The organism is Microbacterium sp. BG28 (assembly GCF_034044005.1).
Lineage (GTDB): Bacteria > Actinomycetota > Actinomycetes > Actinomycetales > Microbacteriaceae > Microbacterium.
Window position 1 is genome coordinate 600,191 of the sequence record NZ_JAXCHA010000001.1, and the last position, 22,924, is coordinate 623,114.

Annotated in this window: 25 protein-coding genes, 1 tRNA gene and 1 pseudogene; 10 read left to right on the forward strand and 17 right to left on the reverse strand. The window is 69.2% G+C overall.

Features of this window, described 5'->3' with window-relative positions:
- Positions 1 to 74 precede the first annotated feature (74 nt).
- Genes SK224_RS03035 through SK224_RS03045 form a run of 3 tightly spaced genes read left to right on the forward strand, consistent with a single transcriptional unit; the run spans position 75 to position 2,559 of the window.
- Complete coding sequence (locus SK224_RS03035) at positions 75 to 758, forward strand: response regulator transcription factor (protein ID WP_320433318.1); 684 nt, start codon at positions 75 to 77, stop codon at positions 756 to 758.
- Positions 755 to 1,849 (forward strand): HAMP domain-containing sensor histidine kinase, encoded by a 1,095-nt coding sequence (locus SK224_RS03040; protein WP_320433319.1) that lies wholly within the window; start codon positions 755 to 757, stop codon positions 1,847 to 1,849. Before SK224_RS03035 ends, SK224_RS03040 begins: the two co-directional genes overlap by 4 nt.
- A complete protein-coding gene (locus SK224_RS03045; protein ID WP_320433320.1) occupies positions 1,846 to 2,559 on the forward strand; it encodes a GDSL-type esterase/lipase family protein in 714 nt (237 codons plus the stop codon). Before SK224_RS03040 ends, SK224_RS03045 begins: the two co-directional genes overlap by 4 nt.
- Before the next feature lie 51 nt (positions 2,560 to 2,610).
- Here the strand turns inward: SK224_RS03045 and SK224_RS03050 are convergent, their stop codons facing one another.
- From SK224_RS03050 to SK224_RS03060, 3 genes are all read right to left on the reverse strand, one after another.
- Complete coding sequence (locus SK224_RS03050) at positions 2,611 to 2,973, reverse strand: ATP-dependent DNA ligase (protein WP_320433321.1); 363 nt, start codon at positions 2,971 to 2,973, stop codon at positions 2,611 to 2,613.
- A gap of 156 nt (positions 2,974 to 3,129) precedes the next feature.
- Positions 3,130 to 3,288 (reverse strand): hypothetical protein, encoded by a 159-nt coding sequence (locus tag SK224_RS03055; RefSeq protein ID WP_320433322.1) that lies wholly within the window; start codon positions 3,286 to 3,288, stop codon positions 3,130 to 3,132.
- 79 nt (positions 3,289 to 3,367) lie between these two features.
- Positions 3,368 to 4,261 (reverse strand): CPBP family intramembrane glutamic endopeptidase, encoded by an 894-nt coding sequence (locus tag SK224_RS03060; protein WP_320433323.1) that lies wholly within the window; start codon positions 4,259 to 4,261, stop codon positions 3,368 to 3,370.
- Between the two features lie 174 nt (positions 4,262 to 4,435).
- On the opposite strand from SK224_RS03060, the gene nhaA reads away from it, so the two are divergent.
- The 4 genes and pseudogenes from nhaA to SK224_RS03075 all read left to right on the forward strand — a co-directional run bounded on the left by nhaA (position 4,436) and on the right by SK224_RS03075 (position 7,560).
- Positions 4,436 to 5,779, forward strand: a complete 1,344-nt coding sequence (gene nhaA, locus SK224_RS03065; RefSeq protein ID WP_320433324.1) for a Na+/H+ antiporter NhaA — start codon at positions 4,436 to 4,438, stop codon at positions 5,777 to 5,779.
- Positions 5,780 to 5,857: 78 nt separating this feature from the next.
- On the forward strand, positions 5,858 to 6,373 hold the full coding sequence (locus tag SK224_RS03070) for a hypothetical protein (protein WP_320433325.1): 516 nt from the start codon (positions 5,858 to 5,860) through the stop codon (positions 6,371 to 6,373).
- Positions 6,374 to 6,381: 8 nt separating this feature from the next.
- A pseudogene (locus SK224_RS16765) lies at positions 6,382 to 6,687 on the forward strand (glycosyltransferase); the annotation flags it as partial.
- 252 nt (positions 6,688 to 6,939) lie between these two features.
- Positions 6,940 to 7,560, forward strand: a complete 621-nt coding sequence (locus SK224_RS03075) for a glycosyltransferase (RefSeq protein WP_320433326.1) — start codon at positions 6,940 to 6,942, stop codon at positions 7,558 to 7,560.
- Between the two features lie 32 nt (positions 7,561 to 7,592).
- On the opposite strand, the gene SK224_RS03080 is transcribed toward SK224_RS03075, so the two are convergent.
- The 6 genes from SK224_RS03080 to SK224_RS03105 all read right to left on the reverse strand — a co-directional run bounded on the left by SK224_RS03080 (position 7,593) and on the right by SK224_RS03105 (position 11,224).
- Positions 7,593 to 7,991, reverse strand: coding sequence for a VOC family protein (locus tag SK224_RS03080; protein WP_320433327.1), 399 nt, complete (start codon positions 7,989 to 7,991; stop codon positions 7,593 to 7,595).
- Between the two features lie 33 nt (positions 7,992 to 8,024).
- Positions 8,025 to 8,729, reverse strand: coding sequence for a hypothetical protein (locus tag SK224_RS03085; protein ID WP_320433328.1), 705 nt, complete (start codon positions 8,727 to 8,729; stop codon positions 8,025 to 8,027).
- A 34-nt stretch (positions 8,730 to 8,763) separates the two neighbouring features.
- Positions 8,764 to 9,276 (reverse strand): hypothetical protein, encoded by a 513-nt coding sequence (locus SK224_RS03090; protein WP_320433329.1) that lies wholly within the window; start codon positions 9,274 to 9,276, stop codon positions 8,764 to 8,766.
- Positions 9,277 to 9,378: 102 nt separating this feature from the next.
- A complete protein-coding gene (locus SK224_RS03095; RefSeq protein ID WP_320433330.1) occupies positions 9,379 to 9,906 on the reverse strand; it encodes a GNAT family N-acetyltransferase in 528 nt (175 codons plus the stop codon).
- Positions 9,903 to 10,280, reverse strand: coding sequence for a MerR family transcriptional regulator (locus tag SK224_RS03100; protein WP_320433331.1), 378 nt, complete (start codon positions 10,278 to 10,280; stop codon positions 9,903 to 9,905). The genes SK224_RS03095 and SK224_RS03100 overlap by 4 nt, the downstream gene beginning before the upstream one ends.
- Positions 10,277 to 11,224 (reverse strand): aldo/keto reductase, encoded by a 948-nt coding sequence (locus tag SK224_RS03105; protein ID WP_320433332.1) that lies wholly within the window; start codon positions 11,222 to 11,224, stop codon positions 10,277 to 10,279. Before SK224_RS03105 ends, SK224_RS03100 begins: the two co-directional genes overlap by 4 nt.
- A 153-nt stretch (positions 11,225 to 11,377) precedes the next feature.
- On the opposite strand from SK224_RS03105, the gene SK224_RS03110 reads away from it, so the two are divergent.
- Positions 11,378 to 11,992, forward strand: coding sequence for a hypothetical protein (locus SK224_RS03110; RefSeq protein WP_320433333.1), 615 nt, complete (start codon positions 11,378 to 11,380; stop codon positions 11,990 to 11,992).
- A 45-nt stretch (positions 11,993 to 12,037) separates the two neighbouring features.
- On the opposite strand, the gene SK224_RS03115 is transcribed toward SK224_RS03110, so the two are convergent.
- The 3 genes from SK224_RS03115 to SK224_RS03125 all read right to left on the reverse strand — a co-directional run bounded on the left by SK224_RS03115 (position 12,038) and on the right by SK224_RS03125 (position 14,127).
- Positions 12,038 to 12,769, reverse strand: coding sequence for a DUF1361 domain-containing protein (locus tag SK224_RS03115; protein ID WP_320433334.1), 732 nt, complete (start codon positions 12,767 to 12,769; stop codon positions 12,038 to 12,040).
- A gap of 82 nt (positions 12,770 to 12,851) precedes the next feature.
- Positions 12,852 to 12,942 (reverse strand) — tRNA-Ser (locus SK224_RS03120).
- A 330-nt stretch (positions 12,943 to 13,272) separates the two neighbouring features.
- Complete coding sequence (locus SK224_RS03125; protein WP_320433335.1) at positions 13,273 to 14,127, reverse strand: LLM class F420-dependent oxidoreductase; 855 nt, start codon at positions 14,125 to 14,127, stop codon at positions 13,273 to 13,275.
- A 199-nt stretch (positions 14,128 to 14,326) separates the two neighbouring features.
- On the opposite strand from SK224_RS03125, the gene SK224_RS03130 reads away from it, so the two are divergent.
- Together SK224_RS03130 and SK224_RS03135 are read left to right on the forward strand one after the other, a co-directional pair.
- Positions 14,327 to 15,277 (forward strand): L-lactate dehydrogenase, encoded by a 951-nt coding sequence (locus SK224_RS03130; protein ID WP_137418207.1) that lies wholly within the window; start codon positions 14,327 to 14,329, stop codon positions 15,275 to 15,277.
- 4 nt (positions 15,278 to 15,281) lie between these two features.
- Positions 15,282 to 16,019, forward strand: a complete 738-nt coding sequence (locus SK224_RS03135; RefSeq protein ID WP_320433336.1) for a creatininase family protein — start codon at positions 15,282 to 15,284, stop codon at positions 16,017 to 16,019.
- Positions 16,020 to 16,558: 539 nt separating this feature from the next.
- Here SK224_RS03135 and SK224_RS03140 read toward each other — a convergent pair.
- The 5 genes from SK224_RS03140 to SK224_RS03160 are packed head-to-tail and all read right to left on the reverse strand — an operon-like array spanning position 16,559 to position 22,834.
- On the reverse strand, positions 16,559 to 18,172 hold the full coding sequence (locus tag SK224_RS03140; RefSeq protein ID WP_320433337.1) for an ABC transporter ATP-binding protein: 1,614 nt from the start codon (positions 18,170 to 18,172) through the stop codon (positions 16,559 to 16,561).
- Complete coding sequence (locus tag SK224_RS03145; RefSeq protein ID WP_137418210.1) at positions 18,169 to 18,966, reverse strand: ABC transporter permease; 798 nt, start codon at positions 18,964 to 18,966, stop codon at positions 18,169 to 18,171. Before SK224_RS03145 ends, SK224_RS03140 begins: the two co-directional genes overlap by 4 nt.
- Positions 18,963 to 19,979 carry an ABC transporter permease gene (locus SK224_RS03150; RefSeq protein ID WP_320433338.1) on the reverse strand — a complete coding sequence of 339 codons (1,017 nt, stop codon included), beginning with the start codon at positions 19,977 to 19,979 and terminating at the stop codon, positions 18,963 to 18,965. Before SK224_RS03150 ends, SK224_RS03145 begins: the two co-directional genes overlap by 4 nt.
- Positions 19,979 to 21,592: an ABC transporter substrate-binding protein gene (locus SK224_RS03155; protein WP_320433339.1), complete on the reverse strand. Its 1,614-nt coding sequence runs from the start codon at positions 21,590 to 21,592 to the stop codon at positions 19,979 to 19,981. The genes SK224_RS03150 and SK224_RS03155 overlap by 1 nt, the downstream gene beginning before the upstream one ends.
- Positions 21,593 to 21,640: 48 nt before the next feature.
- The gene (locus tag SK224_RS03160) at positions 21,641 to 22,834 is read right to left on the reverse strand and encodes an amidohydrolase family protein (protein WP_320433340.1); all 1,194 of its coding nucleotides are present in this window, start codon (positions 22,832 to 22,834) and stop codon (positions 21,641 to 21,643) included.
- Positions 22,835 to 22,924 lie beyond the last annotated feature (90 nt).

Consider the following 22,924-nt stretch of genomic DNA (forward strand, 5'->3'; position numbering starts at 1 on the left):
GCGGGAACGTTCGGCGCCCGCTTTACGCTGCGTTTAGGTGGGCTGTGTTCGACTTGCCGAGGAGGTGACCGCCGGTGCGCGTACTGATCGTCGAAGACGAACCGCTTCTCGCGGATGCGATTCACCGTGGGCTGCGTATCGAGGCGATCGCCGCCGACATCGCCAGGGACGGCGCCCGCGCAGTGGATGCAGTCGCCGAGACGAGGTACGACGTCGTCGTGCTGGACCGCGACATCCCGATCATCCACGGCGATGACGTCTGCCGCCGGATCACGACGATGAGCGACGCCCCGAAGGTCCTCATGCTGACCGCATCGGCGGCGGTCAGCGAGCGGGTCGCGGGGCTGGCGATCGGCGCCGACGACTATCTGACCAAGCCCTTCGACTTCGACGAGCTCGTCGCCCGCATCGCCGCCCTCTACCGCCGCTCCGGAGCCGCCCTTCCACCGGTACTGGAAGCGGGCGGCCTCCGTGTCGACACCTTCCGCAGGGAGGCGTACCGAGACGGGCGGTTCCTTCACCTGGCCCGCAAGGAGTTCGCCGTGCTGGAAGTCCTCGTCCGCGCGGATGGTGGCGTCGTGAGCGCAGAACAGTTGCTGGAGCAGGCATGGGACGAGAACGCGGACCCGTTCACGAACACGATCCGCGTGACCGTCTCGACCCTTCGCAAGAAGCTCGGACTCCCCTCTCTCGTCGAGACCGTTCCCGGGGCGGGTTACCGCATCCTCCGTCCGTCGACGCGAGCGGCCACGACATGATCGCCTCGCTTCGTCTTCGCACCGTCCTGACCCTGGTCGCTGCCGCCACGGCGGCCATCGCCGCGGCGTTGATCGGGCTGACGACGCTCTTAGTGCTGACTACTCGCGCCGTCCCCAGCACGGTCCAGGAGTCCGAGGGCTCGGTCATCTACGACAACGCCGTGACCGTCGGCCAGATGACCTCGCTCATGTTCGGGGTGGTCCTGCCCGTCGGCCTGCTGCTCATCGGCATCGTCAGCGTCGCGACGTGGTTCCTTCTCGGTCGCCTGACCCGTCCGTACGCGGATGCCGTCGCGACGCTCAGCGAGGCGGAAGCAGAGCAGGTCCTGGACGTACGACTTGTTCCGCCGAGCGGCCCGGCCGAGACACGTGAGCTGTTCGCCGCCGTCAACACGCTCCTGGATCAGGTGCAGGCCAGCGCGGAGAGTGGAAACCGCTTCGCCGCCAATGCCTCGCACGAGCTGCGTACACCGCTCGCGACCTCTCGCACCCTGCTCCAGGTCGCCCTGCGCGATCAGCCCTCCGATGAGGCAGCGGTCACGTTCCGACGCCTCCTGTCGGTGAACGATCGTATGATCTCCATCACGAGCGCCCTGCTGGAGCTCGCGTCCGCCGAGGCTCATCTGAACATGACGGACGTCGACCTGCGCGAGCTCGTCGCCGGACAGATCAGCGAACTCGAACCCGATATCCGCGAGCGTCGCCTCAAGGTGAGGCTCCGCCTCGACCCGGTGCAGGTCACCGGGAACCCGCAGCTGCTCGGGCAGCTGCTGTCGAACCTGCTCCGCAACGCGGTTCTCCACAACCGCGACGGCGGGACCGTGGCCGTCTCGCTCACCGCGGCGGGAATCCCCGTGCTGGCCATCGAGAACGACGGCGAGCACATCCCGCCGGAACAGCTGCAGACGCTCGCCGAGCCGTTCACCCGGCTGCACGCGCGCACCACCGCGAAGGGGCACGGGCTGGGCCTGTCGATCGCGCAGCGGATCGCCGAGCTGCACACGGTGGACCTGTCGCTGAGTTCTCGACCGTCGGGCGGCCTTCTGGTGACGCTCCGGTTCCTCGGCGGCTCGACGTCGGACGAGCGGTGACGCGACGAAGCGCTCGCGCGGCCCTGTGGGCGGCGAGCGTCTGCGCCGCGGCGGCCATCGCGACGACGGCGGTGATCGCCGGCATCCCGACGCCCAGAGACGCCTCCGCGACCGTCGTGATCGGCGCCTCGATCTCGCAGGGCTACCGCGCCACAGCCGGACACGATTGGCCGAGCCTCGTCGAACGAGCAGGCGACGCTGCGGCCCGCGGTTGCCAGCTGGTCAACCGGAGCATCAGCGCCACCCGCTTGCTCGAGTCCTCTCCGGATCTACCGAGCAGCCTGTCCCGCCTGCAAGAGGACGCATTGTCGATCCCCGGCGTCCGCAGGGTCATCCTGACCGACGTCATCAACGACATCCAAGCGGTACCCCACGAGTACAGCGCCGACGACATCCTCGCCGGCATCCGTCACTTCGCGGAGAAGGCTCATGCTGCGGGCGTCCTGACCGCAGTGACGACGCTCACGCCGTTCGGCGGGTTCGATCGTTGGGATCCGGCCGGCGAGCAGACACGCGTCGATGTGAACGCGGCGCTTCGCTCGGGTCGGATCGCAGGTGTCGATGTCATCGACTTCGACGCCGTGCTCGCCGATCCTGCCGATCCCACCCGCATCCTTCCCGCCTTCGACTCGGGTGATCATCTGCACCCGAACGACGCGGGCCAGTCCGCTCTGGCGGATCTCGTGGGCGGCACGGCTCCCCTCTGTTGATCCGCGTGCAGGCCCGCGCCGATCGGAGCAGCGCCTGCACGCGATCGGTGTTCAGTCAGCCGGCACGAGATCGAAACGCTGCGATGCTGCGTGGGGCGTCGGCACAGGGGACTCGTTCGGTGCCGGCTCCGGAACGACGTAGAGGCCCGTCGGCCCGCTTGCGGTGTAGGCGAGGGCTTCCAGCCATGCCCGATTCAGAGCGGGCTCACGTGTGCCGAAGAACTTGAACTGCACGTTGGCGTTCGGGTGCAGCCAGACCGAGGTCCGCCCGCTGCCGAGGCTCACGTCTTCCTTCCACGTGAGCGCGAACGATTCGTTGCGGCGCAGTTTGGTGAAGATCACCTGCTGAAGGTGAGCCAAGGTGCGGTCTTCGAACTCCGCCTTCGTGTACTGGTCGTAGATCAGCTTTCCCATGATGGACTCCGGCCTGCCAACGCGAAGTGAGCGACGATCAGCCGTTTGACGATGGTTCAGACCTGAGAAATCGACACGCTCCGAGCGGGCGGTTGACGAGCCACGATCCTCCGGATGGCTCCGGTGCGCAACCCCACCCGCCGATTCGGGGTTACGTCAGGAGCGAAACGGCTCCGCGACCTCCCAGTCAGGGCCGACGGCGATCAGGACATCGGCCATCGCGTCCGCCCAGTTCTCCGCGTCGACCTCGACGCCGTGCCCGTAGCGCTCGCCCGCGATCGGCTCGATCAGTTGCACGGGGACGACGAAACGCATCCCCCGTTTCTACGCGAACGCGGCGTGATCCTCTCAGTGCCTTGACGCTGGGAGGTGGAGCGCCTATGGGGCGATGTCGTCATCCTGGAAGGGCCCCACGCGTCCTGCGCATCACCAGGGCGACCAGGAGCGCATCGACCACGATCCACGCTGTCCAGGAGAGTGCCATGTAAGACCAGTAGCCCGCGCTGCTCGCCTCTGAGAGCGGCGCCATGAAGTTGTACTGCACCATCTGGAAGAGATTGTTGAACAGCGCATGCGCGAACACCGCCGGCCAGACGCTGCCCGACAGATAGCGCAGCGCACTCACCAGAACGGCGGCGAGGAGCAGATCGACAGTCTTCGACACGACGTCCCGTCCCTCGAGCTCGCCGGCAGAGGCGTACGCGAGCGTGAGGGGAAGATGCCAGAGCGCCCACAGCGCCGCGATCAGAGCCGTGGTGAACGCGAAGCCCTTCGGGGCGAGCAGCGTGGTGAGGTATCCACGCCAGGCCAGCTCCTCCCCCGCAACGGGAATCATGAAGATCAGCGAGACGGGCAGCGTCAACAGGACGGCGAGAGCGGCGCCGTCCGCCCACCGGAGTCCGATGAGCCCTGCGGCGCCCGCGACGACGACCGGCACGACGCAGACCACCACGAGGGCGGCGAACGCGAGCAGCGACGTGCGGATGATGGCGGGTCCTCTGCCGCGCAGCCCCACGGCCGTCGCGGATGCCATGGTCCAGGAATGTCCGGTGGGAACGATCGCCGAGCGGTGGCGTCTGCGGTGGATGCCGTGCAGGATCAGGACGGCGGCGAACGGCATCCACTGCAGCATCGGCGTCGACCACGTCAGGTACGTCGGGTCGGCGCCGGCGAACACGGGCAGCGTGGCGACCGTGACCGCGCCCATCACGATGACGGCGAATGCGGCGACGAAGGGGAGGATGCGGGGGCGTCGGGAATCTGCGGATGCAGGGGGTCGAGGGGTCACGCGTCGACGCTAGGAGAGCTGCAGCGCCGTCGAACATGGGGGAAGCCGCAGCACCGGGCGCGGAAAACCCGAAACACGAGCCGCGAAGAGTCGGCGTCGCAGTCCCGTAGAATTGTTGACGGCGCGTCGGGAAGTCTGGTCGACACTTCTGTCGAACGACCCCCGAGGAGCCTCATGTCGCCCGAGCCGCCGATCCGTGCACCCCGCTGGCCGGGGGCTGCCGAAGTCCAGCGCGTGACCCGCCTGCTGCGAAAAGAGGCGGTGGGGGGCGCACTGCTGGTGCTCGCCGCAGCGGCCGCCATCATCTGGGCGAACTCCCCCGCATCCGAGACTTACTTCGCCCTGCGCGACTTCCGGTTCGGGTACGAGCCGTGGCATCTCGAGCTCAGTGTCGGCGCGTGGGCCGCCGACGGCCTGCTCGCGATCTTCTTCTTCATGGTGGGCCTGGAGCTGAAGCGGGAGATCGTCGCCGGCGACCTGAGGCGTTTCAGCACCGCCATCGTGCCGATCACCGCCGCCGTGGGCGGCGTCGTCGTCCCGGCGCTCATCTACGTGGGCATCGTCTGGACGCAGCCGTCGCTCCTGGAGGGCTGGGCGATTCCGACCGCCACCGACATCGCGTTCGCGGTGGCCATCCTCGCGCTCGTGGGCTCTCATCTGCCGGGGCCCCTGCGGATCTTCCTTCTGACGCTCGCCGTGGTGGATGACCTCATCGCGATCGGGATCATCGCCGTGTTCTACACGAGCGACATCCAGGTGGTCCCCCTGGTCGTGTTCGCGGCGCTGGTCGTGGTCTACGGTGTCATCGCGCAGCGCGGCCGCGCGTTCTTCGCTCGGCATCCCTCGGCCGCGTGGCTCATTCTGCTGCCGATCGGGTTCGTGGCCTGGGCGTTCCTGCACGCGTCGGGGGTGCACGCCACGATCGCGGGCGTGGCGCTGGCGTTCACGATTCCGGTTCGCGCATCCCGACGCGGTGCGGGCGACGCGAGCGATCTCGCTGAGGCCTTCGAACATCGCTTCCGGCCGCTGTCGGCCGGCTTCGCCGTTCCCGTCTTCGCTTTCTTCGCCGCGGGCGTGGCTGTGGGCGGCGGGGAGGGTCTCGTGCGTGCTGTCACCGACCCGGTGACGATCGGAGTCGCCGCGGGGCTGGTGCTCGGTAAGCCCTTGGGGATCCTCCTGGGCGTTCGTCTGCTGACCCTCGTCACCCGTGTGCGACTGAACCCTGCCCTCCGCTGGATCGATCTGCTCGGCGTCGGGCTCCTGGCCGGCATCGGCTTCACCGTCTCGCTGCTCATCGCCGAGCTCAGCTTCGCCGACGGCTCCCCCCACAACGCCGACGCCAAGATCGCCATCATGGTGGCCTCGGTGCTCGCGTCTGTGCTCGCCGCGTCCGTACTGATTGCTCGGAACCGACGTTATGCCCAGCTCGCTCGGCAGGAGCAGATCGATATGGACGCGAACGACGTGCCCGATGTCTACGAGCAGCCGGTGCACACGAAGCGCGGCAGTGACGAGTAGAGTCGCCCTCGCAATCGGTGAGCCGGGAAGTCTGGTCGGCAACGGTCGTCGACCGTTCCCCGCAACAGAGAGCACGCCATGACCGACCGCATCCTGGTACTCGGAGACGCCCCGACCACGCCCCTGCTCGACGCCGAACCGGACTTCGTCACCGTCGAGGACCTGGGCGAAGCAGCGCGCGCCGATCCGCGCGCGATCGCGCAGTTCGCGGCCCTGCCGTCACGGCCGACGAGAGCGATGGTCAAGAGGGCGCTCCACGACCACGTGTTCGAGGCGGTGCGCGCCGCGCGTCATCACCCCCGCGTGCGTCATATCGTCGTCATCGTCGTCGCGGATGCGGAGCTGCCCCCGTTCTTCGACCGGCTCGCCTCGGCGGTCGCCACCCGTGCTCACGCGGAGCTCGAGCGCGTCAGCGGTCGCGACATCGAACTGACCGTGCTGGACGCCTCGGAGTGCCCGCGGGCGAACCTGCTGATCAACCGCATCCGACTCCGTTCCGCCGATCCGGCGGGAACCCACGGTGTCGTCGTCCTGCGCTGGGAGGACATCAGCACCCAGGACATCGCCCAGGCCGCCCGCGAGCAGTACCTCTGATCATGCGGATGTTCTTGGCCACCGCGGGGTCCCGGGGCGATGTCGAGCCGTTCGTCGCGCTAGCCGAACGGGCGTTCGCCGCCGGGCACCAAGTCCGTCTCGCCGTTCCCGAAATGGCAGAGGCGGCCGCGGGCATCGATATCGTCTCGCTCGGCGCGGATTTCAGCCGCGTAGTCGAATCACAGGGTGTCTCTCCGATGCGCGCTCTGCGCAGCTTCAGATCAGTCGTGAGGCCGCTCATGCGCAATGTCATCGTCGGAGCGGCCCGCGCGGCGGCAGAGTTTCAACCCGACATCGTCGTCGCCCACCCCAAGGTTCTCTCGGCACCGGACGCCGCCGGAGCACTCGGCGTGCCTCACGTCGTCGTCGAGACAGCGCCGACGCTGACCGCAACACGAGCCTTCCCCGCGGCGGGAACAGCGACGCGAGACCTCGGGCCGTTGAACCGGTGGACCTATAGCGCAGGACGAGCGGCGTCTGGCATGTTCCGTCAGGAGATCGCTGAAGCGCGCAGCCTACTCGGCGGCGCGTCCGGCGCTCCGCCCCCGGCAGCAACACTGATGCCCGTGAGCCCCGCCCTCCTCGCTCGCCCCGTGGACTGGCCCGAATCAGTGCACCTGACGGGCCCGTGGCGCCGTCAGGATCGGCGCCCGACGCTGGATGCGCGAGTGGAACGATTCATTTCAGAGGGTCCTTTCTTGTACGCCGGCTTCGGCTCGATGAGCATTTCCGGCGCGTCGGGGCGCGGGGAAGCGATCGTGGCGGCGGCGCGGGCGCGCGGTGCGCGCGTGCTCATCGCGACGGGTCTGGGCGGGATCGACGTTCCCGTAAGGCTGCGAGGACCCGACGTGCTCGAGATGAGCGGTGTGCCTCACGACGCGGTACTCCCGAGAGCGGACGCCGCCATCCATCACGGGGGAATCGGGACCGTCCAGGCGACGATGCTGGCGGGAACGCCGTCGATCATCGTCCCGTTCATCGCCGATCAGCCGTTCTGGGCCGAACGTCTTCGATGTGCGGGATTGGCACCAGCCCCCATCCGACCGCGCGCGTTGTCCGCGCAGCGACTCGGTGACGCGCTGGACGCGATCGCGCCCTATCGGCCTCGTGTCGCGACGGTCGCGGCGACGATGGCGGCAGAGGACGGGACCGGCGACGCGATGCGCGTGCTCGAAGCGCTGCGTTAGCTCAGACCATTCGGCGTTCGACCAGGAGGTCCTCAGTTCGGCGCTTCGGGCTTCATCCAGAACGGCGAGTAGTGGTAGCCGTCGGGATCGTCGAACTGTCGTTGGTACATGAACGGGTAATCGTCGGTGTCGCCGATCCGGCCGCCCGCGGCGCGAGCCCGCTCGACGAGGTCGTCGACCGCTTCACGGCTGTCGAGGTCGAACGACACCGTGATCTTCGAGGGTGTCTCCGGCCCACCGATGAGATCCTCGGTTCCCCCCACACTGGCGTACATCTCGCGGCTGCCGAGCATGACGTACTGATCGGGCGCGATCACGAAGCACGACACGTCGTCGTTCGACATCTCCGCATTCAGGGTCCATCCAAGAGCGGAGTAGAACGCGGTCGCACGCTCGACGTCTTCGACCGGGCAGGTGAGGAAGAGACTCATGGCGCACACACTCGCAAAGGGCGAACGATCACGTCAAGAGTCGGCCCGCAGCAGCAGCTCCCATGTCGCGGGGTCGTCCAGCGCGGCGAGCAACTCGTGCGTGCCGGGTTGAAGGGTCTCGATCTGTGCCAGCAGCGTCGCGCTGCCGGTCCGTCGTGCCGCCGCCAGGGTGCGAGCGCGGTCGTGGTGGTAGATGCCGGACGTCGCACGAAGCGCAGCATCGGCGCCTCGCAGTTGCACCTCGCGGCGCAGGTCGAGCAGCACGATCATGTCCTGCACGCGCTCGGGCAATCCGGCGAATTCCGCGGATGCCGGGAAGCCGTCGGGCTGCGACGGCCGCGCCACCCACAGGAAGCCGAGCAACTCGTCGGGCGGAAGATCTCGGACGGTGGATTCCGCGATCCGGAACACATCACCCAAGACGCCTCGCGCCGGAGTCTCAGCGCGCCCGTCGGGAGCCAGGCGGACGGCTGCTCTGCCGAGGAGCTGCTGCGCCCGCACCGCCCGATCCGAGAGAGGAGCGGCGCCCGCATCCGACTCCTGCCGCCGGTTGCGGGCGCGCAGCCAGAGCGAGGCCGCTCCGACGGTCGACGGAACGAAGACGCACAGGATCGCGAAGGCGACGACCGCAGCGCGCACGGCCCCGCCCGCGGACGCGTCGGTGGCGAGGAACATGATCGCGACGATGCCGCAGAGGGTCGCCACGGCACCGAGGACGGACCTCAGCGCTCGCCGCACGGGCCGCCCTCGTGCCGGAGCCTCCGGCACGCGATCAGCCCTTCGAGGTGAACGACCAGAGGTTGTCGACACCACCGGAGGTGGCGACCACGGCGACATCCTGGTGAATGTCGGCGCGGTCGAACAGCTGCGTGGCACACGCGCTGATCCCGAACCTCTCCTGGAACCACAGCGACAGCGCCTGCTGCTGCGAGATGCGCCAGGCGAAGAAGCTCGCCTGCTTGTTGTTGCGCGCCTTCCAGGTCACCTTCTCGTCAGCCTGAGTGAGGGCAACCGGCAGCGCCGTCTGGATCGCGAGCTCGACGGCATCGAGGTCGGGGCTCACGCGCGCAGGATCCCAGTAGGTGCGGATGACGAACCCGGTCCCCTTGCCGCCGGGTGCGTGGAAGCCCCGGTAGACGCCGACGTAGCGCGCGTCGGCCTGGTTCCAGATGTCGAGCGCGGCCTTCGCCGACTTCTTCACGCCGAAGACACCACCCTCATCGGTGAGCGCGAGAAACGCCTCCGGCGTCGTCAGGGATGCGGCGAGGACAGCGTGATCGGGCATGAGTGTTCTCCGTTCGGGCGCGGGATATCGGCGAGCCACAGCATAGGGAGAACACGGATCCGGCCGCGGGCGTCATTCACAGGCCCGACGCGGCGCCCGTCGTCAGGGCGAATCCGGCAGCACGACAGCGAGCTTGAACCCGACGTGCGAGTCGACGAAGCCGAGCCTGCGGTAGAACCGGTGAGCATCGACCCGGGCCGCATCCGAGGTGAGCTGCACGAGCGGAGTGCGAAGCTCGATCGCGGCGTCATCCACGACCCAGCGCATCAACGCACTTCCGATGCCGGCTGAGCGCTCCGCACTCGCCACACGGACGGCCTCGACGAGCAGCCGGTCGCTCCCTCGTCGAGCCATCCCGGGGATGATTGTCAGCTGCAACGTGCCGACGACGGTTCCCGCCGCATCCTCCACGACCACGAGCTCATTGCTCGGGTCCAGGATGATCCGCTCGAGCGCAGACGCGTACGCGGCGACGTCCTCCTCGCTCGCCACGTCGCCGCGGCTGGCGCTGATCGCGTCGTCGGCGAGCAGACGGATGATCGCGTCGAGATCCGTCAGTGCCGCTCGCCTCACCACCACGCCGGCGTCGCGTACGACGAGGGATGCGGGCAGGGTCAGGGCGTCGATCACCGTTCATCCTCCTCGGTGCCGGTGCGCGCGAAGTGCGCGATCTTCTCGTCCATCACCGCGATCGCGCGGGCGAGCACCTGCCGGCGCTCTTCCAAGGCCGCTCGCCGCTCGCGCAGGAAGCCGACGGGGTCGGGGGCGGCATGCGTGCCGTGCAGCAGATCGGCGAAGGTGCGCAGTTCGTCGATGCCGAGCCCCGCATCCTTCATGCACGTCACGACGTGGATCCAGGCGATGTCCTTGTCGCTGAACACCCGGTGGTTGCGGTGATCCCGGGCGAACGGCCCGATGATGCTCTCGTCCTCGTAGTAGCGGAGCGTGTCCGCGGTGAGGCCCGTCGCTGCGGTGGTCTCGCCCATCGTGAACGTCCGGGTCATGCGTCCTGCTTTCCGTCGAGTTCGGCGCGATCTTCGGCATCCACGTGAAGCTGGAGGGCATCCATCGCCTCATCCAGCTGAGCGAGGCCCGAAACTCCGATGATCGGGGTCACCGCGGGTGAGCCCTCGAGCAACCATGACAGCACGACTTGGTTCCGCGTCGCATCCCACCGCCGTGCGACCCGGTCCAGTGCGGCGAGGCGACGCTCCGTATCGAGATGCCGATACGCCTCCTGCAGTCGCTCCCCTCGCGCGAACGCCCCGCCGAGCAAGGTCGTGTAGGCCCACATCCCGAGCTCCTCGGATGCGACGTAGTCGATCGCTTCGGGGGATGCGACCACGTGGCCCCAGTCCGGAAGCGGTGCGAACGGAATCGGCTGGAGGTAGCTGTGCCGCAACTGCACGAAGCGGAAGGGCTCGATGTTGCGCGCCCGTGCCGCCGCGCGCGCTCTCTCGATGCGCCACATCGCGTGGTTGGACGCACCCAGCCGCCTGACCCTCCCGTCTGCGACGAGCGCCCCGAACGCCTCGACCTGATCCTCGAGCGGAACCGTGCGGTCTTCGACGTGCGCCCACAGCAGGTCGATCGTCTCGACGCCGAGCCGCTCCATCGATCCCGCGACCGCCTGGGCGATGGCGCCGGGGGCGAGCCCCTCCAGGAACGCCGCCCCGGCGCCGGGCTGTATCGGGTTCGCGCCGACCTTCGTCGAGATCGACACGTCGTCCCGTACGCCCGGATGACGGCGGAGCCATTCGCCCAGCACCGTCTCGCTCGCCCCACCCCGGCCGGACGGCGAGGCCCAGAAGGCGTAGTTGTCGGATGTGTCGAGCCAGCGTCCGCCGCGCGAGACGAAGCGATCGAGCAGCGCGAACGACGTCTCCTCCGAGAGCCGAGTGCCGAACCACATCGCTCCGAGGGCGAATCCGTTGCTGAGAGTGTCCATGGGTACGCAGCGAACCACCTGGAGCGCGCTCCAGGTCAAATCGGGTCGCCCGACGCGAAGCTCGACGATTCCCGACGTCGCGCCGGATGCGGGCGGATCGTCCCGTGCGTCACGGTCTTTGCCGCTCGGCGCGATCTGCGTCATGATGCCGTCATGCGCGCCTCCCGCCCCCTCCTCGGCGTCCTGCTCGCCCTTGTGACCGTGGTCGCCGCCGGGTGCGCCTCGTCGGGCGGCGGTCCGGCGAGCGCCGACGAGATCGCCGAGCGAGTCGGCGCGGCCGGCATCTCAACCGATCTCGTCTTCACGACCGAGGTGACGGGTTACACCCTCGCTCCGCAGTCGGTCGGCGTGTGGAACGACGAGGGCATGTCGGCGACCTGGATGCGCGACGGGTCTGGAGCGATGATCTCCCTGCGCACGCAGCGAGGCGACATAACCGCCGAGACCTGCGCGACACTGCCGATGTGGGACGACACCGAGACTCCCGTCACCTGCACCGAGCAGGACGGTATCTGGCACCGAGAGCGCAACGGCGCTCACGAGGACATCGCGGTGCGCGACGGCGCGTGGGTGCTCATCGTCGGGTCGGCCGGGGCCACGGCGGACGAGATCGACGCGGCCGCGAAGGCGGTTCATGTGCCCTCGTCGACGGAACTCGACCGAATGTTCTCCGACACCCCGAGAACGCCACCGACCCCGGTGGAGCGCGGCGATCTGCCCGACAACGGCGACGGCGCCCCCATCCAGCCGTCCGGACCGGGCGGCTGACACGCCCTCAACGCGGATCGATGACGATGGGAGCTGAACCCACGACTAGCTCAGGATCGCGTTGTAGGCGAGGCCGAAGATCGGCACGTAGACAAGCGCGACGAGAACGGTGTGGGTTGCGACGAACGCCACCCCCTCCAGTGCCTTGCCGCGGGCGGCGAAATGTTCACGGAGCTTGCGGATGAGGGTCGCGGGATGACGGACGTCCCAGCTGTTCAGTCGCAGATAGCGCCCGAGGTAGACGCCGACGGAGCCGAGCAGGATCGCGGCCGCAGCGAAGATCCAGCTCCACGCGGGCGGCCCGGACCCGGCTGCGGGATCAGCGATGACGACGATGAGGCCGAACTGGATGAGCGCGAGGCTGAGCACCGCGTTGGCGAGCCCGGATCCGGTGAGCGTGAGAGTGTGCACGATGTCGTACCAGAGCGGGACGGGGGTGTGTTCGCGGCGGTGACTGAAGTTGAGTTCGGTGATGAGGTAGATCGAGTTCGGGAAGAACACCAGCCACGCAAGTGTCGCGATGCCGAGGTAGATCCAGACGGCGGTGACCGGCAGGGCTGCCGATATGGCTCCCAGGCCGAGCGCCGCGGGGGTCACGAGGAGGAACCCGATGAGTCCGATGACGGCCAGCGCCACGGGCGCCAGCGACAACCCGATGTTGACGAGCATCGGCCGGTACAGCGGGACGCCGTACACCTTCGCGCGGAGCACGATCAGCAATGCCGCGTAGGCATTGAGCAGGAGGACGCACACCAGTGCCATGAGGATCGCGTTCATCGCTCTTGGCCCCTCTCGCTGTCCGTGACGACGATCACGCCGCCCCCACACGCGAAAACCCCCGATTCCTCGGGGGTTTTCATGGCGGTGACGGTGGGATTTGAACCCACGGTAGGGGGTTACCCTACACAACTTTTCGAGAGTTGCACCTTCGGCCGCTCGGACACGTCACCGCCGACCAGCTTACGTCACGCCGGGCCGAGCCGCCAATCAGCACGATTCCGCATCCCACACGCACCTCCGCGTCTCACTTACTCACGCTCACGGAGCCGTTTGTCTGCATAAGTGAGACACGGATGCGGGGAACTGCCGCGCCTTACCGAGCGAGCCGTCCGGACCTCCGCGGGACAAGCACCCCACCCCTGCGTGTCTCACTTATGCACGTTCCGCCAGCCGATTGCGTGCATAAGTGAGACACGGACGCGGGGGCCACGCGACCTTGGGTCACGGACCCTGGGCCACAGGCCCTGGGGCACAGGCCCTGGGGCACAGGCCCCGGCGGTTCAGCGGGCGAGGGCGGCAACGCCTGCGATGAGCTCGACCGCGCGAGCCGGCTCGTCGATGCCGGCCGCGAAGACATAGGTCGCCGCGAAACCCGCATCCGAGAGCGCGTCGACGCGCGTCGCGACCTCGTCCGGCGTCGAGGTCGGGTTGATCGCGATCATCGCGGTCTTCTCGATCTCGTCGTAGTCGCGTCCGACGTCTTCGCAGTGCGCGCGCAGCACGTCGAGCTTGTGGGTCGGCACCTCCGCCATCGCCGACAGGTTGCACGCGTCGGCGTACTGCGCGACGAGCTTGAGGGTCTTCTTCTCTCCCCCGCCGCCGATCATGAGGTACGGCTTGGTCACGTTCTGCGGCGAGTTGAGCGTGCGCTCGAGCTGCCAGATCGCGCCCTCATAGGGCTCCTCGGAGTCCGACCACATCTGCAGACAGATCTGGAGCGTCTCCTCGAGCTCACGGAAACGCTGCGCAACGGGCGGGAACGGGAATCCGAGCCCCATGCACTCCTCTTCGTTCCATGCGGCGCCGATTCCCAGCCCGACCCGGCCGCCCGAAAGGACGTTGAGCGTGCTGATCTGCTTGGCGAGCAGGGACGGATGCCGGTAGATGACGCCCGTGACGAGCGTGTGCAGCAGCGCCTTCTCGGTGTGCGCGGCGATGAAGCCGAGGGTGGCGTACGCCTCGAGCATCTCGTGCTCGACCGGGCCGATGCCCGGCAGCTGCCAGAAGTGGTCCATGACGGTGATGCGCTGGATGCCGGCGGCCTCCGCGTTGCGCACGTGCGCGGCGAGCGCGGGGCCCAACTGGGCGGGACCGCTCTTCCAGGTGAAGTCCGCGATGTGGATGCCGAATTCCATGGGCCCGTCCCGTCCGGACGAATGCCGCATCCGTCCTCCGCCGATCAGGGTACGACCCCCGCGGCACCCCGTGGGCGGATGCGGGTGAACTCATCGGAACATGATGAGCACCGGATGCGGCCGCCACCTCGACGCGCCGGGTTTTCTCCGGGCGAACACACCCGCGCGCGTCGGCCGTCGGGCCTGCCAGACTGGGGTCATGTCTGCGATCGAGAACTCGAAGCTCACCGTCGTCGGCGCTGGCAGCGTCGGCTCCAGCGTCGCGTACGCCGCCCTCATCCGCGGCTCCGCACGCCACGTCGCCCTCTACGACATCGCGACGGAGAAGGCCGAGGCCGAGGTGCTCGATCTCGCTCACGGCACGCAGTTCACCGGCACGAGCGACATCATCGGCGGCAGCGACCTGTCGGTCGTCGAGGGCTCGCACGTCGTCGTCATCACCGCCGGCGCCAAGCAGCGCCCCGGTCAGACGCGCATCGAGCTCGCGGGCACGAACGCCAACATCATCAAGTCGATGATGCCGCAGCTGCTCGAGGTCGCCCCCAACGCGATCTACGTGATCGTGACGAACCCCTGCGACGTGCTCACCGTGCTCGCGCAGGAGGCCACGGGCCTGCCCGTCGAGCGCATCTTCGCCTCCGGCACCGTGCTCGACACCTCGCGTCTGCGCTGGAAGCTCGCGCAGCGCGCCGGCGTCTCACCCTCGAGCGTGCACGCCTACATCATCGGCGAGCACGGCGACACCGAGTTCCCGCTGTGGTCGAGCGCTTCCATCGGCACCGTGCCGATCCTCGACTGGCAGACGCCGACGCACGACCGAGTGACGGTGGACGAGCTCGACGAGATCGCCGTCGACGTACGCGACGCCGCCTACAAGGTGATCCAGGGCAAGGGCGCCACCAACTACGCGATCGGCCTGTCGAGCGCCCGCATCGTGGAGGCGATCCTGCAGGACGAGCACGCGGTCATGCCGGTGTCGACCGTGCTGCACGGCTACCACGGCATCGACGGCGTCGCGCTCTCCGTGCCCTCGATCGTGAGCGCATCTGGCGCCGTCCCGATCCCCGAGACCGCGTTCAGCCCGAACGAGCTGGGGCTGCTCCGCCGCTCGGCCGACGCGCTGCGCGACGTCGCCGCATCCCTGCGCTGATCACATGATCGAGCTGGCGAACGCCACGTGGACCGAGGTCGCGGACTTCCTCGCCGCGGGGCCGCGCGTCGCGGTGCTCCCCTTCGGCGCGCTCGAGCAGCACGGTCCGCATCTGCCCCTGTCGACCGACACGCTGCAGGCGGATGCGGTCGCCCGCCGCCTCGCCGAGAGTCTGGATGCGGCGCTGCTCCCCTCCGTCGCGTATGGCAACACCTGGAGCAACGACGCGCTGCCGGGCACGGTCTCGATCGGCGCCGACACGGTCACCTCCCTGTGCACGGACATCGCCGCATCGCTCGATCGCGCCGGCTACGCGCTGCTCGTGGTCGTCAACGGCGACTACGGCAACCGCCTGCCCCTGCACCGGGCGGCCGAGCGCGCCGCCGCGACCGGTCAGCGGATGCCGGTCGTGGTGCTCGACTACCCCGGGCTGACGGAGATCGGGGATGCGGTGAAGGAGTCGCCGTGGGCGGCGCCGGGCCTCTGCCACGCCGACGAGCTCGAGACATCGATGGTGCTGGCGGTGGCGCCCGCACTCGTCCACCCGGATCGGTACGAGGCGTCCTACCCCACGCTGCCTGCGGACTTCGGCCTGCGGCAGATGCCGCTCGCGCCGCTGTCGCCGTCCGGGGTCTTCGGCGACCCGCGCCCCTCGACCGCGGAGAAGGGCGAGCGGATCCTCGCGCACGTCGCCGCGCAGAGCGAGCGCATCGTGCGCCGGGTGCTCGCCGGCCTCGCCTGAACCTCGCGCGATGGCGGGTGCCTCCCGGGGCTCTCCGCGCGGCTTCCGCCGACCGCGCCACTTGCCGCATCCGTGTCTCACTTGTGCACGATTCCGCGCACATTGACGTGAACGTTTGAGACACGCACCACCCCCGCGCACCGAACCCCGCATCCGTGTCTCACTCATGCACTCCACACGTCCGCCGGACGTGAACGTTTGAGACACCGAGGTGTCCGTGTCTCACTTGTGCACGAAATGCGGCGCCCGGACGTGCACAACCGAGACACGCGTCGCCTTCGCGCCCCGACCCACCGCATCCGTGTCTCAGTTGTGCACGAAATGCGGCGCCCGGACGTGAACGTTTGAGACACGCACCCGAGCACGCCCCGCGGGCCTGCACACCCCGCACACCGCGCCACCGCACACCGGCACCCTGGCACCGCTCCCGCACGCTGGCGCGGCTCCCGCACGCCCCGCGGGCCTGCACACCCCGCGGGCCGCACCAGCCCCGCGCGGGCCCCGCGCACCCACACCGGGCTCCGCGCCCGCGCGGGCGGTCAGTCGGCGGCGGCGGCGCCGGGGATCGCGCCGATCAGCTCCCGCGTGTACGGGTCGGCCGGGGCGTCGAAGATCCGCTCGGCCGTCGCCTGCTCCAGGATGCGTCCGCCACGCATCACAGCGACGCGGTCGGAGATCTGGCGGATCACCCCGAGGTCGTGCGAGATGAACAGGTAGGTCAGCCCGTGCTCGGCCTGCAGGTCGACGAGCAGCTGCAGCACCTGCTCCTGCACCGAGACGTCGAGCGCGGACACCGGTTCGTCGAGCACGATGAGCTCCGGACGCAGGGCGATCGCGCGCGCGATCGCGACGCGCTGACGCTGTCCGCCGGAGAGCTGGGCGGGACGCCGGGTGAGCAGGTCGGTCGACAGGCGCACCTGCCCGAGCAGGTCGCGCACGATCGAGGTGCGCTCCGCGCGGGAAACGCCGAACGCCTGCAACGGCTCCGCGATCAGCTTCGCCACGCTCATCCGCGGATCCAACGAGCCGAAGGGGTTCTGGTAGACGACCTGGATGCGGCGGCGAAGCTCGCGCAGCGCCGAGCCCCGGAGATCGGTGATGTTCTCACCGTCGAAACGGATCTCACCCTCGTCGCTCGGGATGATCCTGGCGACCATGCGCGCCGTCGTGCTCTTGCCCGAACCCGACTCGCCGACGAGCGAGAACGTCGTCCCGCGCGCGATGGAGAAGTCCACGGCTTCGACGGCGCGGTTGCCGCGGCTACCGCCGTACGTCTTGCCAAGGCCCGAGACCTCCAGCAGCGGCGCGCCGCTGTCAGGCACGACGCGGTCCACGACGCTCGCCGACGGGGTGAGCCGTCGCGCGTTGAGGCCGGGGGCTGCGGCGACCAGGCGCTGCGTGTACGGATGCGTCGGATCTGCCAGCACGAGCTCAGCCGGACCGCTCTCGACGATCTCGCCCTTCTCGACCACGACGATGCGGTCGGCGCGGTCGGCGGCGACCGCCAGGTCGTGCGTCACCAGCAGCACGGCGGTGCCGTGCGCCTCGGCGAGCGCCTGCATCCGATCGAGCACGTGGCGCTGCACGGTCGCATCCAGCGCACTGGTCGGCTCGTCCGCGATCACGAGCGCGGGCTCGCACGCCCACGCGATGCCGATGAGGATGCGCTGGCGGAGGCCGCCCGAGAGCTCGTGCGGGTACTGGCCCGCGCGCAGCGCGGCCTCGGGCACGCCCACCTCGGTGATGATCTCCACGGCGCGTCGGGCCGCATCCGTCCGCGACAGGCCGCGGTGGCGCCGCAGCGTCTCGGCGATCTGTTCACCCACGCGCATCAGCGGATTCAAGCTGTGGGAGGGATCCTGCGGCACGAAGCCGATCCGTCCGCCCCGGATGCGGCGCAGCGCCGACGCCGACGCGGTGGTGATCTCGGTGCCGTCGAAGGCGATCGATCCGCCGCGCACATGCGCCTCGGCGGGCAGGAGCTTCACGAGCGCGTGGGCGATCGTGCTCTTGCCGGATCCCGACTCGCCGACAACGGCGACGATCTCGCCGGGGTTCACCTCGAGGTCGATGCCGCGCAGCGCACGGTGGGCACGGCGTCCGGTGCCGTAATCGACGCGCAGATCCGTGACGCGCAGAAGAGGAGCGGTCATCGGTCACCTCCGATGAAGCGGGCGACGCGGTTGACGGAGAGGACGACCGCGAGGATGACGGCGCCGGGCAGCAGGCTCAGCCAGGGCGCGATGGCGACGAAGTCGCGCCCTGCCGACACGAGCGCTCCCCATTCGGGCGCCGGCGGCTGAGCGCCGAAGCCGAGGAAGCTCAGCGCCGACACCGAGAGGATGGCGAGGGCGAGCTCGAGCGAGGCCATCGCGATGATGGGCCGCGCCGCGTTCGGCATCACGTGACGCACGAGGATCGCGGGGCCGCGGGCGCCGAGCGTCCGGGCCGCTTCGACGTACTCCTCGCTGCGCACGCGCAGCACCTGTGAGCGCATGACGCGGGCGAACGACCCGGCCGTGCCGAGTCCGACACCGAGGGCGATCGAGAGCGGACCGAACCCGAGCGAGGCGACGACGATCAGCGCGAGCAGGATGCCGGGGATCGCGATGAGCACGTCGACGAAGCGCATGACCACGAAGTCGAGCGGTCCGCCGACGTAGCCGCACACGAGACCGACGATGGAACCGATGAGCACACCCGCGACGACGGCGAGCACGGCGGAGGACAGAGAGAGCTGGGCACCGTAGATCACGCGCGAGAAGACGTCGCGCGCGAGGTGGTCGGTGCCGAACAGGTGCTCCGCGCTCGGCGGCTCGAGCCGGGCGGTTCCCACCGAGTCGTACGGATCGTAGGGGGCGAGCAGCTGCGGGGCGACGACCGCGACGAGTGTCAGCAGCAGAAGGAGGAGGGAGAGCAGGAGGCCGGGTCTGCGAAGGATGCTCATCGCGCACCCGCCTTTCGTCCGACGAGCCGCGTTCGGGTACGCGGGTCGATCACGCCGTAGAGCCCGTCGACGATGAGGGTGACGATGGCGTACACGGTGGCCACGACGACGACCACGCCCAGGACGACGTTCACGTCGCGGGCGAGCACGGCGTCGACGGTGAGGCGGCCGATGCCGTCTCGGGAGAACACCGTCTCGACCACGGCGGTGCCGCCGGCGAGGTAGCCGATCTGCAGGCCGATGATCGTGATCGAGGGCAGCAGGGCGTTGCGCAGCACGTGCCGCACCACCACGGTGCGCTGGGCGAGGCCCTTCGCGTTGGCGGTGAACACGAAGGGGCTGGCGCCGGCGTCGAAGACCGCGGCCGAGAAGACCTGGAAGAAGATGGCTCCGGTCGGCAGCGCGAGGGTGATGCCCGGCAGCACGACGCTCACGAAGCCGTTGGTGCCGGATGCGGGGAACCATCCGAGTCCGAACGAGAACACGCTGATGAGCACGAGCCCCGACAGAAACGCCGGGATGGCGATGCCGAGCGGCGGGATCTGGGTGACGAACGCCCGCATCCACGCGGGGCGCGCGATGTAGGCCCAGACGGTGAATGCGAGGGCCGCGACGAAGCCGACCACGAGCGCGAAGACGGCCACCGCGGCGGTGTTCGGGAAAGCCCGGCCGATCATCTCCACGACGGGCTGGCCCGTCGCGATCGAGATGCCGAGGTCGCCGCGGAAGAGGGCGAGGAAGTTGACGATGTACTGCTGCCAGACCGGCCCGTCCAGCCCGTAGCGCTCGCGGAGCGCCGCGAGCTGGGCGGGGTCGGTCGTGGTGGCGTCGCCGCCGCGCAAGGAGAGCGCGGCGAGGACGGGGTCCCCGGGCAGCGCGTGGATCAGCAGGAAGGCGACGGTGTAGGTCGCCCAGATCACGAAGAGGCACTGCACGATCTTCGGGATCAGGAAGCGGGCGATCGACTGTGCCCGCCCTCCCGCTGAGGCCACGCGCTGCTCGGAGATGGTCATCAGTTCGAGACCACCGCGGTGTCGTAGAGGTGCAGACGCGAAGCCGAGTCGAAGGTGATGCCCTCGACGCCGGCGCGCGAGCCGTGCAGCTGCACGGTCTCCAGCGTCGGGATCACGTAGGCACGCTCGGCGACGATCTGCTGGATCTCGTCGACGATCTTCTGACGGGCGGCGACGTCGGCCGTCTGGGACTGCTTCTGCAGGAGACCCTCGAGCTCCGCGTCGTCGACGATGCCCCAGCGGGAGGGCGATGCCGTCGACAGCAGGGTGCGCAGCGCGTCGGGGTCGGTGCGGGTCAGACCCGCGCCGAGGGCGTCGTAGTCGCCGGAGGCGATGGCGCCGAAGAAGTCACCGGAGGAGACCATCTTCAGCTGCATGTCGATGCCGATCTCCTTGAGCTGGATCTGCGCCGCCTCGAGCACGTCCTGCGCGTAGAACGCCGTGACCGTGAAGCTGAGCGGCTGGCCGCCCTTCGCGTAGATGCCGTCGGATCCGAGCGTCCACCCGTCGTCCTCGAGCAGCTTCTTCGCGGCATCCGCGTCGAAGGCCAGGGTGTCGCCGAGATCGGTGTAGCCGGGGGTCGAGGAGGTCAGCACGCTCGTGGGCGCCTTGCCGCTCATGGAGCCGGCGAGCACGTTGATCTTGTCGCGATCGAGGCCCTTGGTGACCGCCTGGCGCACCGCTTCGTCGGCGAGCACGCCGCGCGAGGTGTTGACGACGAGCGAGTTGGGAACGCCGGGGTTGGCCTTCGCGTACAGGTGGTACTTGTCACCGGCGAAGCGCGCCTCGTCGACGTACGGCACGTCCTGGATGACGTCGTATTCACCGGACTCGAGGCCACCGGTGCGCACCGACGGCTCGGTGATGATCGGGAAGGTGACCGAGTCGAGGTAGGCCTCGCCCTCGTGACCGCGCAGCGACGACGCCCAGTCGTAGCCGTCGCGCTTGACGATCTTCACGGCGTCGTTGGGCACGTACGAGTCGAGCACGAACGGACCGGTGCCGACGACGGCCTGGCAGCGCGCCTCGGCGGTCTCGGCGACCGTGGCGGGCGAGAGGATGCCGAGCGACATCGTGGTGGCGCCCTGCTGGAACTGCACGTTGGGAGCGGAGAAGTTCACCGTGAACTCGGTGTCGCTCTTGACGTCGGTCCCCGCGTAACCGGCGAGGTAGCCGTTGGCGAGGGATGCGGATGCGCCGAGCGCCTTGATCGCGTCGAAGTTCGCGGCCACCGCCTCCGAGGTCAGCGGGGTGCCGTCGCTGAAGGTGACGCCGTCACGCAGGGTGAAGCTGTAGGAGGTGAGGTCGTCCGCGACGGTCCAGTCGCTCGCGAGCCACGGCACGATCTCACCGGTGTCGGGGTTCTGGTCGAGCAGCGAGTCGGTCAGCTGACGGCCGACGATGAGCGAGGTGGTCACCGACGTCTGCTGCGGGTCGAGGCAGGTCGGGTCCTCCTTGAGCGCGAAAACGATGTCCTGCGGCAGATCGGCGGCGGGGGTCGCAGAGTCGGCGGCGGGTGCCGAGGCGGCACAGCCGGCCAGGGTCGCCACGGCGAGTCCCGCGAGAAGCGGGAGGGCGACGCGTCGGGCGCCACCGGATCGGATGAGGGTCACGGGATCTCCTTGATGCGGGGAAGGGGTCGGGTGGTGCATGGGGGGAGGTCAGAGGGGAAGAGCGCCGGCGACGAGCTCACCGCGGGCGACGACGGCCACGAGGTTCTCGGGGCGCAGGGTCTCGATGTCCTGCCAGGGCTTGCCGCGGACCACGAGGAAGTCGGCACCGAGACCGGCCTTCAGGCGTCCGGTGGTGCCGGTCAGGCGCACCGCGTCCGCGGCATCCGAGGTGCCCGCGATGAGCGCGCGCTCGGAGCTCCACGAGAAGGCCGTCTTCATGAGGCGGAGCTCCTCCAGCTGGTCGCCGAAGCGCACCATGACGCCGTTCGCGTCGGTGCCGAGCACGAAGCGCACACCCGCCGCGGCTGCGCCGGTGAAGTTCGCGTCCCGCTCGATCACCACGGCGCGCGCCTTCTCGGCCGCTTCGTCGCTGACCGGGATACGGCGATCGGCGATCGCGTCGTTGATGAGCAGGGTGGGAGCGATCGGTACGTTGCGCTCGATGAGGGTCTCCCAGTGACGCTCCTCGATGCCGGTGCCGTGCTCGAGCGAGTCGACCTCGAACCGCAGGGCGATGTCGACGCCCTCCGCACTGTGCGTGTGGGCGGCCACGAGCATGCCCAGAGCGTGCGCCTCGTCGACGGTCGCGGCGATCTCCGCATCCGTCTGGTTGCGCCAGCCGACCTTGTCGCCCATCGAGAGCACGCCGCCGCTCGTGTAGATCTTGATGCCGTCCGCACCGGCGCGCGCCCACTGGCGCACGAGCTTGCGACACTCGTCGGGCGAGTCGGCCACCGGCGGACGGTGCGGGTAGTGCGGCGGCGTGAACAGGTCGCCGTGGCCGGCCGTCATGCCGACGGGACCGTTCACGAGCAGACGGGGCCCCGGGACGAGGCCGGCCTCCAGAGCGCGGGCCACGGCGTACTGCACCTCGCTGCCCGACAGATCGCGCAGGGTCGTGACGCCCGCGGCAGCCGCGCGCCGGGTGTGGGCGAGGACGTGCAGGGAGCGCTCGGCCGCGGGCGTGATGAGTGGCCACGTGAGCCAGTCGGCGCCGGGGGCGGCGGACGCGTCGAGGTGCACGTGCGTGTCGATCAGGCCCGGGATGAGGCTGTATTCGGGAGTGCCCTCGGCGCTCTCGACGGCCGTGATGCGTCCGTCCTGCCAGGACAGACGGGCAGCGCCCACCTCTCGTTCGCCGTCCCAGACGTGGAGGACGGGGGTGGTGACAGGCGTGGACACGGCGATCTCCCGGGGGCGAGGAGGGCAAAGGGGGACGGGGTGGGCAACGCTGACCGATCGTCACGATACCGAGGAACATGGCCAACAAAT

Coding starts and splice junctions, on each gene's coding strand:
- SK224_RS03040 (WP_320433319.1), top strand. CDS start 755: ATGATCGCCTCGCTTCGTCTTCGCACCGTCCTGACCCTGGTCGCTGCC.
- SK224_RS03050 (WP_320433321.1), bottom strand. CDS start 2,973: ATGGGAAAGCTGATCTACGACCAGTACACGAAGGCGGAGTTCGAAGAC.
- SK224_RS03055 (WP_320433322.1), bottom strand. CDS start 3,288: ATGCGTTTCGTCGTCCCCGTGCAACTGATCGAGCCGATCGCGGGCGAG.
- nhaA (WP_320433324.1), top strand. CDS start 4,436: ATGTCGCCCGAGCCGCCGATCCGTGCACCCCGCTGGCCGGGGGCTGCC.
- SK224_RS03070 (WP_320433325.1), top strand. CDS start 5,858: ATGACCGACCGCATCCTGGTACTCGGAGACGCCCCGACCACGCCCCTG.
- SK224_RS03080 (WP_320433327.1), bottom strand. CDS start 7,991: ATGAGTCTCTTCCTCACCTGCCCGGTCGAAGACGTCGAGCGTGCGACC.
- SK224_RS03090 (WP_320433329.1), bottom strand. CDS start 9,276: ATGCCCGATCACGCTGTCCTCGCCGCATCCCTGACGACGCCGGAGGCG.
- SK224_RS03100 (WP_320433331.1), bottom strand. CDS start 10,280: ATGACCCGGACGTTCACGATGGGCGAGACCACCGCAGCGACGGGCCTC.
- SK224_RS03105 (WP_320433332.1), bottom strand. CDS start 11,224: ATGGACACTCTCAGCAACGGATTCGCCCTCGGAGCGATGTGGTTCGGC.
- SK224_RS03110 (WP_320433333.1), top strand. CDS start 11,378: ATGCGCGCCTCCCGCCCCCTCCTCGGCGTCCTGCTCGCCCTTGTGACC.
- SK224_RS03115 (WP_320433334.1), bottom strand. CDS start 12,769: ATGAACGCGATCCTCATGGCACTGGTGTGCGTCCTCCTGCTCAATGCC.
- SK224_RS03125 (WP_320433335.1), bottom strand. CDS start 14,127: ATGGAATTCGGCATCCACATCGCGGACTTCACCTGGAAGAGCGGTCCC.
- SK224_RS03130 (WP_137418207.1), top strand. CDS start 14,327: ATGTCTGCGATCGAGAACTCGAAGCTCACCGTCGTCGGCGCTGGCAGC.
- SK224_RS03135 (WP_320433336.1), top strand. CDS start 15,282: ATGATCGAGCTGGCGAACGCCACGTGGACCGAGGTCGCGGACTTCCTC.
- SK224_RS03140 (WP_320433337.1), bottom strand. CDS start 18,172: ATGACCGCTCCTCTTCTGCGCGTCACGGATCTGCGCGTCGATTACGGC.
- SK224_RS03145 (WP_137418210.1), bottom strand. CDS start 18,966: ATGAGCATCCTTCGCAGACCCGGCCTCCTGCTCTCCCTCCTCCTTCTG.
- SK224_RS03150 (WP_320433338.1), bottom strand. CDS start 19,979: ATGACCATCTCCGAGCAGCGCGTGGCCTCAGCGGGAGGGCGGGCACAG.